At 75.1% G+C, this 13,742-nt stretch carries 9 protein-coding genes; 4 read left to right on the top strand and 5 right to left on the bottom strand.

Going from position 1 to position 13,742, the window contains the following annotated elements; genetic code table 11:
* Positions 1–51: 51 nt before the first annotated feature.
* Positions 52–1,350 carry a serine-threonine protein kinase gene (locus ACFVZH_RS24190; RefSeq protein ID WP_384900158.1) on the bottom strand — a complete coding sequence of 433 codons (1,299 nt, stop codon included), beginning with the start codon at positions 1,348–1,350 and terminating at the stop codon, positions 52–54.
* Between the two features lie 192 nt (positions 1,351–1,542).
* Positions 1,543–2,823, bottom strand: coding sequence for an exo-beta-N-acetylmuramidase NamZ domain-containing protein (locus ACFVZH_RS24185; RefSeq protein WP_384900156.1), 1,281 nt, complete (start codon positions 2,821–2,823; stop codon positions 1,543–1,545).
* 139 nt (positions 2,824–2,962) lie between these two features.
* On the opposite strand from ACFVZH_RS24185, the gene ACFVZH_RS24180 reads away from it, so the two are divergent.
* The 3 genes from ACFVZH_RS24180 to ACFVZH_RS24170 all read left to right on the top strand — a co-directional run bounded on the left by ACFVZH_RS24180 (position 2,963) and on the right by ACFVZH_RS24170 (position 8,908).
* Positions 2,963–3,796, top strand: a complete 834-nt coding sequence (locus tag ACFVZH_RS24180) for an SDR family oxidoreductase (protein ID WP_384900154.1) — start codon at positions 2,963–2,965, stop codon at positions 3,794–3,796.
* Between the two features lie 87 nt (positions 3,797–3,883).
* A complete protein-coding gene (locus tag ACFVZH_RS24175) occupies positions 3,884–4,477 on the top strand; it encodes a TetR/AcrR family transcriptional regulator (RefSeq protein WP_384900152.1) in 594 nt (197 codons plus the stop codon).
* Positions 4,478–4,501: 24 nt separating this feature from the next.
* Entirely contained in the window at positions 4,502–8,908 is a 4,407-nt protein-coding gene (locus ACFVZH_RS24170; RefSeq protein ID WP_384900151.1) for a hypothetical protein, read from the top strand.
* 28 nt (positions 8,909–8,936) lie between these two features.
* Here ACFVZH_RS24170 and ACFVZH_RS24165 read toward each other — a convergent pair whose 3' ends face one another.
* Both ACFVZH_RS24165 and ACFVZH_RS24160 read right to left on the bottom strand, forming a co-directional pair.
* Entirely contained in the window at positions 8,937–10,169 is a 1,233-nt protein-coding gene (locus tag ACFVZH_RS24165) for an acyl-CoA dehydrogenase family protein (RefSeq protein ID WP_384900149.1), read from the bottom strand.
* Positions 10,170–10,175: 6 nt separating this feature from the next.
* Complete coding sequence (locus ACFVZH_RS24160) at positions 10,176–11,198, bottom strand: phosphotransferase family protein (RefSeq protein WP_384900147.1); 1,023 nt, start codon at positions 11,196–11,198, stop codon at positions 10,176–10,178.
* Positions 11,199–11,330: 132 nt separating this feature from the next.
* Between ACFVZH_RS24160 and ACFVZH_RS24155 the strand changes: the two genes are divergently transcribed.
* On the top strand, positions 11,331–12,671 hold the full coding sequence (locus ACFVZH_RS24155) for an enolase C-terminal domain-like protein (RefSeq protein WP_384900146.1): 1,341 nt from the start codon (positions 11,331–11,333) through the stop codon (positions 12,669–12,671).
* 80 nt (positions 12,672–12,751) lie between these two features.
* Here ACFVZH_RS24155 and ACFVZH_RS24150 read toward each other — a convergent pair whose 3' ends face one another.
* Entirely contained in the window at positions 12,752–13,663 is a 912-nt protein-coding gene (locus ACFVZH_RS24150) for an MBL fold metallo-hydrolase (RefSeq protein WP_384900144.1), read from the bottom strand.
* Between the last annotated feature and the right edge of the window lie 79 nt (positions 13,664–13,742).

Below are 13,742 nucleotides of genomic sequence, written 5' to 3'. Positions count from 1 at the left end.
GCACACCGGAACCGGCGCGTCCGGTGTGCTCGGAACCAGGAGCGGCCCAGGTCACGCGGCCGGACGGCCGGGGCGGGCGGCCCCCACCACGAGCCGGGCCAGCTCGGGCCGCAGGATGTCGCTGTGCGAGCCGACCACGGCCGCCGAGTCGACGTTCACGCACCCCGACACCGGCACGCCCTCGCGCAGCACCTCCTCCAGGGTCCGCTCCACCGTGCCCGGCACCGCCCTCACGCCGTCGTGCCCGACCGCCCCCCAGCGCGGGTCGTCGGTACCGAGCAGCCCGGCCCGGACGCCGTCGAGCGCCGGGGAGTCGCCCGTGACCGACGCGGAGTCGCCCGCGAGCCGGGACGCCAGCGGGTACATCACCCCGAGTGCCTTGTCGTGCCGCGAGTAGGAGGCCACCAGTGGGCCCCGCACCCGGTACTGGGCGTCCCGCAGCGCACCGGACCGCCGGGCGTCGTGCGGCAGCCGGGCCGCGAAGGCGTAGTGCGAGAACGCGCCCTGAAGGAGCGTCACGGAGGCGACCGGCCGCGCCCCCGCGGGCAGTCCGCGCAGCGCGTACGAGACGAGCCGGGCGCCCATGCTGTGCCCCACGAGGTGGACGCGGAGGCCGGGGGCGCTGCGGGCGACCTCGCCGAGCAGCGGCCCGAGTCCGTGCTCGCCGACCTGGCCCGCCCTCTTCTTCATCACGTAGTACGTGGCCTGCCGGAGCGCCTCCCGCGCGCCCTTCCAGTACCGCTTCAGCCCCTCGCCGAAGCCCTCGCCGGCACCCTCCCCGACACCCTCGCCGAGGCCCGCTCCGTCGTCCCCGCCGGTCCGCTCCCCGGGAGCGCCGTCCTCCAGCGCCGCCGTGAACAGGGCGCACACCTCCACCGGGTCCGCGACCAGGAACTCCGGCAGCGACTCCCGCGCCGCGGCGGCACCCGGGTCGTCCGCGTCGGGCACGTCCGCCAGCGCGCGCAGCAGCGCGCCGAACTCGGAGAACGCCCGCTCGTCCGCGGGCGCCGACGCGAGCAGCTCGGCGATCCGGCCGAGGACCGGCTCCTTCTCCGGAAGGACCGTCACGAGGGCCCGGTAGTCCGGCACCGGCTCGCCGGTGAACATCATCGAGGGCCAGATCAGCCCCGCGTACCCGGCCTCGACGCCGGGGGCGAACAGGCCGGGGAAGGGGGCGAAGAAGTCCGAGCAGAGGCGGGTGGCGCCGGACGGCGAGCTGTTCCACCCGTGCGCGAGCACCACCAGGTCGGTGACGCCCTGCCGGGCCAGTGCGGCGAGCCCTGCGGACTGCCCTGGCGGCCCGTCGCCGTCCTTGTCGAAGGTGATCTCCCGGTAAGGCTCCACACTCATCCCGGTCACGGCCCGACCGCCCCTCCACGTCGAGGTGGGCCGCCATGCCGTGGGCGCGCGCGTGCGCGGGCGGCGGCTCCATGGCCAGCATGCCCGCGCACGGCCCCGTCCAGACGTGGGGCGGGTGGTCGGCGCGGCCGCCCCACGTCTGGACGGGGGAAGTGGATCGCCGAGCCGTGGGTGGCCCCGCGGTCACCGGTAGAGCAGGTACTCCTCGCGGACCGCCCGGAAGGCCGCCAGGTCCGTCTCCCACGCCCCGACGACCTCGTCGACGCCCGCGCCCGCGTCGATCAGGGTGCGCACCCGGGTCGAGCCGGTCAGCTTGTCGATCCAGTTGTCCGGGCGCCAGGCGAACCCCGGCCACGAGCTCCGGGCGGTGACCAGGAGCCCGATCCCGGTGCGCACCGGGTCGAAGGACTCCCGGTCGTGGACGTGGAGCTGGACCCCGCCCACGGTCCTGCCCTGGAACTTGGAGAAGGTCGGCGCGAAGTACGCCTCGCGGAGGCGGACGCCGGGCAGGCCGAGGGCGTTCGCGGCCTCCGCCCACCGCCGGTCGATCCCCTCCGCGCCGAGGAGTTCGAAGGGGCGGGTGGTGCCGCGCCCCTCAGAGAGGTTCGTCCCCTCGAAGAGGCAGGTACCGGAGTAGACGAGCGCGGTGTCCGGCGTCGGCATGTTCGGGCTGGGCGGTACCCAGGGCAGCCCTGTCGCGTCGAAGAAGTCCGTGCGCCGCCACCCCGTCATCCGTACGGTCTCCAGGGGCACGGGCGCGGCCAGGAACTCGCCGTTGAACAGCCGGGCCAGCTCGGCGACCGTCATGCCGTGCGCCTGCGCGATCGGCTCGCGTCCCACGAAGGTGGCGAACGCCCGGTCCAGGACGGGGCCGAGCGCCGCGCGGCCGGTCACCGGGTTCGGCCGGTCCAGGACCACGAACCGCTTCCCGGCGAGCGCGGCGGCCGCCATGCAGTCGTACAGCGTCCAGATGTACGTGTAGAAGCGCGCGCCGGCGTCCTGGATGTCGAAGACGACGGTGTCCACCCCGGAGGCGGTGAAGACGTCCGCCAGCGGCTGCCCGCTCTTCAGATACGTGTCGTAGACGGGCAGTCCGGTCGCCGGGTCGTCGTACCGCCCCTCGGAGCCGCCCGCCTGCGCGGTGCCCCGGAAGCCGTGCTCGGGGCCGAAGACGGCGACGAGGTCCACCCGTTCGTCGGCGTGCATCACGTCCACGACGTGCCGCGCGTCCGCGGTGATCCCGGTCGGGTTGGTGACGATCCCGACCCGCTCGCCGGCCAGCAGGGCGTACCCGTCCTCCGCGAGCCGCTCGAAGCCGGTCCGTACGCGGCCGTGACCGTGACCGCGACCAGGGGCCGGGGTGGTGGCCGAGGCGGGGGCGGTGGCCGAGGCGGTGGGGGCCGCGGCCGCCACCGCCCCGAGGGCGCCTCCGGCGGCCAGCAGACTCCGTCGGGACAGGCTCATGGAACCTCCTCGGGGTGACATGGGCACGCACGCTAGCGCTCCTGACCGCCCCGGGGAACGAGGCGTGCGGAACGGGTCTTCCGCCTTTCCATACCGACCGGTTAGTCTGCCCGGGTCGTCACAGCCGAGAGGTGGGTCCATGAACGCGGACACGAGCAGCGCGGACACGAGCGGGAGCGCCGGCAGGGGCGCCGGCGAGGACGCGGACGGGCTCCGGGGCGCCGGAGTCGTCGTCACCGGAGCCGGTGGCGGCATCGGCGCCGCCCTGGCCCGCCGCTTCGCCGCCGAGGGGGCCCGCGTCGTCGTCAACGACCTCGACGCCGCCCGCACCAAGGCCGTCGCCGAGGAGATCGGCGCCGTCGCCGTCCCCGGCGACGCCTCCTCCGTCGTCGACGAGGCCCGGGAGGCCCTCGGCGGCACCGTCGACGTCTGGTGCGCCAACGCCGGACTCTCCTCGCCCGGCGACGTCTTCGCCGACGAGGACGTCTGGGCCGCCGCCTGGGACGTCAACGTCATGGCCCACGTCCGCGCGGCCCGGGCCCTGCTCCCGGACTGGCTGGAGCGCGGCAGCGGCCGGTTCGTCTCCACCGTCTCCGCCGCCGGACTGCTCACCATGATCGGCGCGGCGCCGTACAGCGTCTCGAAGCACGGCGCGTACGCCTTCGCCGAGTGGCTCTCCCTCACCTACCGGCACCGCGGCCTCCAGGTCCACGCGATCTGCCCGCAGGGTGTCCGCACGGACATGCTGACCGCCGCCGGAACGGCCGGCGAGCTCGTCCTCGCCCCCACCGCGATCGAGCCCGAGGACGTCGCCGACGCCCTCCTCGACGCCATCGCCGCCGACCGCTTCCTCGTCCTGCCGCACCCCGAGGTCGCCGGCTACTACCGCAACCGGGCGACCGACCCGGAGCGCTGGCTGGGCACCATGAACCACGTCCAGCGGGCCTGGGAGGCGGGCACTCGCCAGGAGTAGCCCCGGCGGATGGGAAGATCTACGGACGGGAACGGCGTTCCCCGACCCAGGACGATCACGGATGATCACGAAGGAAGGTGGCGGAGCATGGCCAGGACGACGGACGGAGGCGGCGCGCCCGTCCCCCAGAGGCTCCTCGCCGCCGCCACCCGGCTCTTCGCGGAACAGGGCTACGACCGCACCTCCGTCCAGGAGATCGTCGAGGCCGCCGGGGTCACCAAGGGCGCCCTCTACCACTACTTCGGCTCCAAGGAGGACCTCCTCCAGGAGGTCTACTCCCGGGTCCTGCGCCTCCAGCAGGAACGGCTCGACTCCTACGCGGACGCCGACGCCCCCATCGAGGACCGGCTGCGCGCCGCCGCCGCCGACGTCGTCGTCACCACCATCGAGAACCTCGACGACGCCGCCATCTTCTTCCGCTCCATGCACCACCTCAGCCCGGAGAAGAACAAGCAGGTCCGCTCCGAGCGGCGCCGCTACCACGAGCGGTTCCGCGCCCTCGTCGAGGAAGGGCAGCGGTCCGGGGTGTTCTCCTCGGCGACCCCCGCAGACCTGGTCGTCGACTACCACTTCGGCTCCGTGCACCACCTCTCCACCTGGTACCGCCCCGACGGCCCCCTCACCCCCGAGCAGGTCGCCGGCCACCTCGCCGACCTCCTGCTCCGGGCCCTCCGCCCCTGACACCCCTTCGGGTATAACTGGCCCGTGGACGGGGCGGGCGGGACGGACGGGACGACACAGGGGCCGGCGGGCATCGACCGCAGACTTGTCGTCGTGGGCACGGGCAGCTATCGGCACGCCCCCGAACTGCCCCTGATGCCCGAGGAGTTACGCGCCACCGTCCGGCTCTTCGGCGGACTCGGCTACCGCGTCGACGAGCGGATCACCGACGCCGGCCTCGCCGCGACCCGGGACCGCGTCCTCGACTGGGCCTACCGGACGGACGGCACCGGCGCCGCCGTCGTCCTCTACTGGACGGGCCACGGCGTCGAAGGCCCCGGCCGCCACTACCTGCTCTGCTCCGACAGCCACCCCGACCGGCTCGCCGGCACCGCGCTCGCCGCCGAGGACCTCACCCGCTACGTCCTCGAATCCGGCGCCGAACGGGTCCTCCTCGTCATCGACACCTGCTGGGCCGGACAGGGCGGCGCCGACGCGGCCGCCGCCGCCGAACGGCTGCGCACCGCACTGCGGCAGGGCGCCGCCGACGGCCGCGGCACCGGAGGCGGCGACCCCGGCGGCCGCACCGGCACGGCCCGCCGCCTCACCGACTTCGCCGTGATCGCCGTCGCCCGCGCCGGGGAAGCCGCCTCCCCGATGGTCTTCGCCGCCGCACTCGAGACCGCGCTCGCCCGGCTCTCGGTCTCCCTCAAGCAGCAGTACCTCTCCGTCGAGCAGGTCGTCGACACCGTCAACGACATCTACCGCGGCGCCGGGATACGCCAGACCGCCCGCGCCCACGTCGAGACCGAGGGCTACGCCTTCTTCTCCTTCGAGAACACCGGCTACCGCCCCGAGGCCCGCCACGACGAGGGCGACGTCGCCGAACTGGCGGCCCGGCTCGCCCGCACCGGCCCCGAGGGCCTGCGTCGCCGCGCCGACCTCGTGGACCACTTCGCCCCGCGCGGGCAGGGCTTCGAACACACCGCACCCGGACGCGGCGGCTCGTACTTCGTCGGCCGCACCGCCGAACTCGACCGCATCGGCCGGTGGCTGGCCCACGGCGACCACACCTGGGGGCGCGGCCTGATCGTCACCGGCGGCCCCGGCGTCGGCAAGTCCGCACTGCTCGGCAAACTGCTCCTGCGCTCCGGCGGCCGTACGGCGGACACCCCGGCCCCCACCGCCGTCCACGCCCGGCACCGCTTCCTCGAAGACCTGGTCGCCGCCGTCGCCGACGCCGCCGGGATCACCGCCACCACCCCGCAGGCCCTCCTCGGCGCCCTCGCCGCCCGCCGGGCCCCGCTCCACCTGATCATCGACGCCCTCGACGAGGCCGGCGAGGCCCACGGCGACGACACCGAGGCCCGCCGGATCGCGACGGACCTGCTGTGCCCGCTGCTCCGCGTCCCCTGCGTACGGCTCCTCGTCGGCGCCCGGCCCCACGTCGTCGACGCCTTCGGCGGCGAACCCGCCGTCCTCGACCTCGACGCCGCCCGGGAGAGCAGCGGCCAGGACGTCGCCCACTACGCCCGCCGCCTCCTCCAGGCACCCGACGGGCCCGGCAGCAGCGGCCCGTACGACGACGACGGCGCCGAGACCGTCGCCCGCGAGATAGCCGCCCGGGCCCGCGGCAGCTTCCTCTCGGCCCGCATCGCCGCCCGCTACCTCGGCCGCTCGGCCCGCCCCGTCGACACCTCCCGGCCCGACTGGCGGGCGCGCGTGCCCGAGGTCGGCGAGACCCCCGGCGTCACCTTCCTCCGCGTCCTGCGCCACCAGCTCGGCGCCGACCGGTCCCGCGGCCTCGCCCTCCTCGCCGCCCTCGCCCTCGCCGAGGGCCCCGGCCTCCCCCCGGACCAGGTCTGGCGCACGATCGCGGGGGCCTGCGCGGCGGACGACGAGACCCGCACCGCGGCCCCCGCCTTCGCCTGGGAGGACATCGCCTGGCTGCTCGGAGCCGTCGGCGAACACCTCGTCGAGGAGCTCGACGCCGACGGACGCTCGGTCTACCACCTCTATCACCAGGCGTACGCCGACGCCCTGCGCGGCACGCTCGACCCGGGCGCCCGGAGCCGCGTCGCCCACGCGCTCGCCGGACTGGTCCCGGCGGGCCCGGACGGCCCCGACTGGGCCGCAGCACCCCCGTACGTCCGCCGCCACCTCGCCGAGCACGCCGAGGGCACGGAGCTGCTGGACGTCCTCGCCCTCGACCCCGCCTACCTGCTCACCGCGCCCGTCTCCGCGCTCCAGCGGGTCCTGCACCGCGCCGGGACGGAGCCGGCCCGCGCCGCCGCCCGGGCCGTCGGGCGCTGCGCCGCCCTGCTGCACACCACCACCGACCCCGGCACGCGCGCCGCCCAACTGCGGCTGTCCGCCTTCCAGTCCGGTGCCGGGGACCTGGCCAGGGCCGTACGGCTCCGGTATCCGCGGCTGCGCTGGGACACCGAATGGGCGCAGGTGGCCCCGGTGCCGTACACCACGCTCGGCACCTTCGAGGGAGGCGTGCGCGGCGCGGCCGTCGTCCCCGTCCGCGGCCGGGCCGCCCTGGTGGCCGCCGAGCACGGCGGACCCGTACGGGCCTGGGACACCGAGGGCGGCGAGCTCCTCGCCGAACTCCCCGCCGACCTGGGCCGCATCACCGCCGTCCACGGCTGCCCCACCCGCCCCTGGGCCGGGCTCAGGACCGACGACCGGATCTGGGTGTGGGACGTGGAGACCCGCGACCTGATCGGCGCCGTGGCCGCGCCGCGCCGCACGGTGGACTGCGCGGTGACCGACCTCGGCGGGGAGTGCCTGGTCGCCGCCCTCGACCGGGACGGCACGGTCACCCTGGCGACCGCGTCGGGGGACGCCCCGCCGCTCACTCTGAGAGCCGCCCGCCGCCGACCGCTGCTGTGGCGTTCCTTCGACGGCGCCCAGCTGGCCGTCGGTCACCACGAAGGGCGGCTCCGCGTCGCCGCGACCCGGGTCCACCGGTGGACCGAGCGGTGGCGCCGGGCCCGTCTGACGGTCTGGGACCTCACGCGCGCGTCTGCCGCGCCCGGCGACCCCGCCGACACCCTGACCGTCGAGCGGAAGCGGTACCGCGCCCTGCGCGGCCGTGGCGCCGAGGCCCTCGCACTCCACCGGGGCACGGTCGCCGTGGCCACCCATCTCCCCCTGGTCGGGCGCATGGTGGGGGCCTGGACCACCCTGCCCGCCGAGGACCTCCGGGTCGTCGAGTGGTCAGGGCACCCCTACGGCTCCGCCCTGCTGATCACCCCGGCCTCCGGGCCGGAGACCGAGGCCGGGCCGATGTGCCTCTCCGCGACCACGTACGCCGTGACCGCACGGGCCGCCGACGGCACCGTCCTCGGCAGGACCCGCACCGACGCGGCGGTGGGCCGCCTCCTCGCGGCCGGCCACGGACCGGACGGGCTCCGGCTGGTCTCCCTCGGGGCCGACGCCTGGTCCGCGAAGGGCTGGCACCTCGGCCCGCCGCCCGAGGACGGGGAGTCCGTCGACGACTCCGCGACGCGCGTCCGGGCCGGGCTCAGCTCCGGCCGGCCCGTGGTCGTCGTCCAGGACGCCGACGGAGCGCGTCTCCTGGACGGCGCGACCGGCGCCGTACTGGACCGCGTGGAGGAGCGGGACGACGGCCCGGCGGTCGACGTCCACCCGGGTGCCCCGGTCCTCCTCCGGGGCCGGCTCGGGAAGGGGCGGAAGCGGCGGCAGCCGGTCGGGGTGCGGGTCTGGGCGACCGGGCCCCGGGTCTCCTTCCCCCTGACGCGCGGACTGGTCGAGGCGTTCCCCGTACCGGGCGCCGGGGTCTCCCGGTACGTCGCCTGCATCGGCCGCTACGAGAGGGGCGAGCGCTACCTCGCCTTGTACACGGCCGAAGGCCGCGTGAAGGCTCCGGTGCTCGTCAACCTGAACGACGTCCGCTCGGTGCGGCTCGTGGCGGACGGCGCGCGGGTCCTCGCCGCCGCCGTCGGGTACCAGCACCGAACGGACGGCAGCAGTGACGAAGCGCCGCCGCCCGAGCCCTACCTGACGGTGCGATCGCTGCCGGACGACACGGTCCGGCTCGCGATGCGGCTGAGCTCGGTGGACATCGTCCACGACCTGGGCCGGTGGCCGCGGGGTCCCGTGCTCGGTCACCTCACCCGCGGCGGCGAGCTCGCCGTCCGCAGCCGGTTCCCGGCGTCGTTCCGCGCGGACCCGGGGGAGCCGGACATCGTCCCGCGCCCCGACCGGGTCCGCGTCACCGCCTTCAGGCTGCAGACCCGCCACGGCCGCCCCACGGTCCTGACCGCGGGTGCCGACGGTGTGCTGACGCTGTTCGCCGCCGACACCACGGAGGTCCTGCACCGGATCCACCCGGGCGGGGAGATCCTGGGCATGGACTGGCTCGACGACGAACGGCTCTGCGTCCGCACGGCCACGGGCATCCTCTGCCTGCGCCTGGGCTGAGACCGCGGGCCGGCGGGGCCCCGCGGCCCTACAGGTACTTCTTCAGCTCCCGGCGCGCCAGCGACCGCTGGTGGACCTCGTCCGGCCCGTCCGCGAGCTTCAGGGTCCGCGCCGAGGCCCAGAGTTCGGCGAGCGGGAAGTCCTGGGAGACGCCGCCGGCCCCGTGCGCCTGGACGGCCTTGTCGATGATGTCGACGACCGCGCGCGGGGTCGCGATCTTGATGGCCTGGATCTCGGTGTGGGCGCCGCGGTTGCCGACGGTGTCCATGAGCCAGGCCGTCTTGAGGACGAGGAGGCGCAGCTGCTCGATCGTCACCCGGGCGTCGGCGATCCAGTTCTGGACGACTCCCTGCTGGGCGAGGGGCTTGCCGAAGGCCGTACGGGAGACGGCGCGGCGGCACATCAGCTCGACGGCCCGCTCCGCCATGCCGATGAGCCGCATGCAGTGGTGGATGCGGCCGGGGCCGAGCCGGGCCTGGGCGATGGCGAAGCCGCCGCCCTCCTCGCCGACGAGGTGCGAGGCGGGGACGCGGACGTCGTGGAAGAGCACCTCGGCGTGGCCGCCGTGGGAGTGGTCCTCGTACCCGTACACCTGCATCGCGCGCCGCACCTCGACGCCGGGGGTGTCGCGGGGCACGAGGATCATCGACTGCTGGCGGCGGAGGTCGGCGCCGTCGGGGTCCGTCTTGCCCATGACGATGAAGAACCGGCAGTCGGGGTTCATGGCCCCGGAGATGTACCACTTGCGTCCGTCGACGACGTACTCGTCGCCGTCGCGCCGGATCCGGGTCTCGATGTTGGTGGCGTCGGAGGAGGCGACCTCGGGCTCGGTCATCGCGAAGGCCGAGCGGATCTCGCCGGAGAGCAGCGGCTCCAGCCACTGCTTCCTCTGTGCCTCGTCGCCGAACTGGGCGAGCAGCTCCATGTTCCCGGTGTCGGGGGCGGCGCAGTTGAGGGCGGTCGGGGCGAGGTGCGGGCTGCGGCCGGTGATCTCGGCGAGCGGCGCGTACTGGAGGTTGGTCAGCCCGGCCCCGTACTCCGCGTCCGGAAGGCCGTGCTGGTCCACGAAGAACAGGTTCCACAGGCCCTGCCGCTTGGCCTCCGCCTTGAGCTCGGCGACGACCGGCGGCTGGTCCCAGGGCGAGGCGAGCCCGGCGCGCTGCTCCTCGGCGACGGCCTCCGCCGGGTACACGTGCTCGTCCATGAAGGCGAGGAGTCTCGCCCGCAGTTCCTCGGTGCGTGCGTCGTACGCGAAGTCCATGGCGGATCAGCCTTCCTGAAGGGTCGTGAGGCCGTGCTCGATGAAGACGGGGACGAGTTCGCCGATGCGGTCGAAGCCGGCGCCGACGGTCTGCCCGAGCGTGTACCGGTAGTGGATGCCCTCCAGGATCACGGCGAGCTTGAACCAGGCGAAGGCCGTGTACCAGGCGAGGGCGGAGGTGTCGCGGCCGGAGCGGGCCGCGTAGCGCTCGACGAGTTCGGCGGGGCTCGGGTGGCCGGGGGCCGTGGCGGTCGTGGAGACGGGGGAGTCCGGCAGGTCGAGCGGCGTGCTGTACATGACGAGGAGGCCGAGGTCGGTGAGCGGGTCGCCGAGGGTGGACATCTCCCAGTCGAGGACGGCCCGGATGCGGTCGTCGTCGCCGATGAGGACGTTGTCGAGCCGGTAGTCGCCGTGGATCACGGTGGGCGGCGGGGACGCGGGCAGGGCGCGGCCGAGGGCGGCCTGCAGTTCGTCGATGCCGGGCAGCTCGCGGCCGCGCGAGGCGTCGAGCTGCTTGCCCCAGCGGCGCAGCTGCCGGTCGAGGAAGCCCTCGGGCCGGCCGAAGTCGGCGAGCCCGACGGCCGCCGGGTCGACGGCGTGCAGCTCGACGAGCGTGTCGACCAGGCCGAGGACGGCGGCGCGGGTGCGCTCGGGCCCGAGCGGGGCGAGCCGGCGGGCCGAGCGGTACGGCGTCCCCTCGACGAACTCCATGACGTAGAAGGGCGCCCCGAGCACGGACTCGTCCTCGCCGAGCAGGACGCACCGGGGGACGGGCACGCCGGTCCCGGCCAGGGCGCTGATGACGCGGTGCTCGCGCCGCATGTCGTGGGCGGTGGCGAGGACGTGGCCGAGCGGCGGTCTGCGGACGACCCAGCGGCCGGTGCCGTCGCTCACGACGTACGTCAGGTTCGACCGGCCGCCCTCGATCAGCCGGGCTTCGAGGGGGCCGGCCACCAGGCCGGGCCGCTCGCGGTCGAGGAAGCGGCGCAGCTGCTCGGGGTCGAGTCCTGGCGGCGGGGCGGAGCTCATACGTGCGTACCTCCGGATCGGCTTCGGTCGGCGTTCATGATGACCGACCAGTCGGTATGTCGTCCAGGGGCTCGCCGGGAAAGTGTCCGCCGCACCCTGGTCCCTGGTCGCATCCCTGAATAGGGTTCACATATGGATGCGAAGCTGATCGTCGAAGAAGTCCGGCTGACCCCGATCCTCATCTCCGACCCGCCCCTCCTCAACGTCCAGGGCGTCCATCAGCCCGCCACGCCGCGGCTCGTGGTGGAAGTGGTCACGGCAGGAGGGGCCAGCGGCCTCGGGGAGACGTACGGCGACAGCGTCTACCTGGACCTCGCCCGGCCGCTGGCGGAGGCGCTGCCCGGCCACTCGGTCACGGACGTGAACGGCCTCTTCGCCCTCGCGGCCGCCGCCGGGCCGGACCCGTCATCGGCCGGCGCCCCGGACGAGGGCATCGACCGGCCGGCCGCCGGCGTCGCGCCCCGGGACGAGGGCGTCGACGCCGGCGGCCTGCGGGGTGTCCGGACGGCCGACAAGCTCCGCCTCTCCGTCGTCTCCGCCTTCGAGACCGCCTGCCTCGACGCCCTCGGCAAGACCCTCGGCCTGCCCGTCCACGCCCTCCTCGGAGGCAAGGTCCGCGACACCGTCGAGTACAGCGCCTACCTCTTCCACCGCTGGGACGCCCACCCCGGCGGCGGCCCGACGGACGACTGGGGCGCCGCCCTCGACCCGGCCGGCATCGTCGCCCAGGCCCGCCGCTTCGACCGGGAGTACGGCTTCCGCTCCTTCAAGCTCAAGGGCGGGGTGTTCGAGCCCGAGCGGGAGATCGCCGCGATCAGGGCCCTCGCCGAGGCGTTCCCCGGCCGCCCCCTCCGCCTCGACCCCAACGGGGCCTGGTCGGTGGAGACGTCCCTCGCCGTCGCCCGCGAGCTCGGGGACGTCCTGGAGTACCTGGAGGACCCGGCGAGCGGCACCGACGCCATGGCCGCGATCGCCGCCGGCACGGACGTACCGCTCGCCACCAACATGTGCGTGACCACCTTCGAGGAGGTCCCGGAGGCCCTCGCGAAGGAAGCGGTACGGATCGTCCTCTGCGACCACCACTACTGGGGCGGGCTCCACCGCACCCGCGAACTGGCCGCGCTCTGCCGGACGTACGGCATCGGACTCTCCATGCACTCCAACACCCACCTGGGCATCAGCCTCGCCGCCATGACCCAGGTCGCCGCCACCCTGCCCGAGCTCCGGTACGCCTGCGACACCCACTACCCGTGGCAGACCGAGGACGTCGTCACCCCCCGGCCCGTCTTCCGCGCGGGCCGCCTCACCGTCTCCGACGCGCCCGGCCTCGGCGTCGCGCTCGACCGGGACGCGCTGGCCGCCCTGCACCGCCGCTGGCTGGAGGACGACGGCACCCTGCGGGACCGCGACGACGCGGCGGCGATGCGCGTCGCGGACCCGGGATGGCGCGCCCCCCGGGTCCCGCGCTGGTGATCCGAAGCCCCGCCGCCGGGCCCGACGCGCCACCGGCATCCCGCCGCCGGGCCTGACGCGCCACCGGCACCCCACCGCCGTCAGGCGTGGCAGGCCACCGGCACCCCGCCGTTCATCGCCGCCATGTCGCCGAACACCGCCACCGGGTCGAGCGGCGCACCCTCCGGCAGGCCCTCCAGCTCCGCGTACGCCCGGTGCACGTTGGCGACGAGCCGCTCGCTCTCCCGCCAGGCGGCGAACTCCCCGAGCTCCGCGCGCCGCGCCGTCTCCAGCGGGCTCTCGCCCTTCGCGTACCCCTCGGCGGCCAGCTCCCGCACGAAGAGCAGGTAGCGCTCCGTCGCGTCGTACGCGGAGGGGTCGGTCACCCGGCCGTGCCCCGGCACGACCGTCGGCGCGTCGAGCGAGCGCAGCAGGTCCAGCGCGCGCAGCGAACCGGCGAGCGAACCCATCGGCAGGAACGGCGTCCCGCCGTGGAAGACCAGGTCACCGGTGAAGACGACGCCCTGCTCCGGCAGGTGCACGATCGAGTCGCCGGTGGTGTGCGCCGCGCCCGGGTGGATCACCCGCACCTCGACGTCCCCGACGTACAGCGTCAGCCGGTCGCGGTAGGTCACGGACGGCGGCAGGATGTCGACCCGCCCGAAGTCGGTCTGCGGCCACAGCAGATGGAGCTGGTGACCGGCGGCGAGCTGCTCGCTCCGGCAGTTCTCGTGCCCGACGATCCGCGCCTCCGGCAGGAACACCCCGTTGCCGTACGTGTGGTCGCCGTGGTGGTGCGTGGAGACGACGGTCGACGGCAGCGGCAGGCCCGCCGCGAGCACCGCCTCGCGCAGCAGCAGCGCCCGGCGCTCGGTGGCGGCGGTGTCGACGAGCAGGGACTCGCGCGCGTCGCCGAGGAAGCCGGCGTTGTTCAGGCACCAGCCTCCGTCGGGCTGGACGAAGGCGTGGACGTTCGGCGCGAGCGCGACCACATAGGGATCGGTGGCAGACAAGGGATTCCCCCGGTTGAGAGCCCGACTGGACAGGGGAAGAGTGCCAGTCGTGCCGGACCGGGGGGAAGTCGGAGCCGGA

The sequence above is a fragment of the Streptomyces sp. NPDC059534 genome, from assembly GCF_042743475.1.
Taxonomy (GTDB): domain Bacteria; phylum Actinomycetota; class Actinomycetes; order Streptomycetales; family Streptomycetaceae; genus Streptomyces.
The sequence above is the reverse complement of the archived record's forward strand: the minus strand, read 5'-3'. Positions and strand labels throughout refer to the sequence as shown.

Coding starts and splice junctions, on each gene's coding strand:
- ACFVZH_RS24160 (WP_384900147.1), bottom strand. CDS start 11,198: ATGAGCTCCGCCCCGCCGCCAGGACTCGACCCCGAGCAGCTGCGCCGC.
- ACFVZH_RS24175 (WP_384900152.1), top strand. CDS start 3,884: ATGGCCAGGACGACGGACGGAGGCGGCGCGCCCGTCCCCCAGAGGCTC.
- ACFVZH_RS24155 (WP_384900146.1), top strand. CDS start 11,331: ATGGATGCGAAGCTGATCGTCGAAGAAGTCCGGCTGACCCCGATCCTC.
- ACFVZH_RS24190 (WP_384900158.1), bottom strand. CDS start 1,350: ATGAGTGTGGAGCCTTACCGGGAGATCACCTTCGACAAGGACGGCGAC.
- ACFVZH_RS24180 (WP_384900154.1), top strand. CDS start 2,963: ATGAACGCGGACACGAGCAGCGCGGACACGAGCGGGAGCGCCGGCAGG.
- ACFVZH_RS24165 (WP_384900149.1), bottom strand. CDS start 10,169: ATGGACTTCGCGTACGACGCACGCACCGAGGAACTGCGGGCGAGACTC.
- ACFVZH_RS24185 (WP_384900156.1), bottom strand. CDS start 2,823: ATGAGCCTGTCCCGACGGAGTCTGCTGGCCGCCGGAGGCGCCCTCGGG.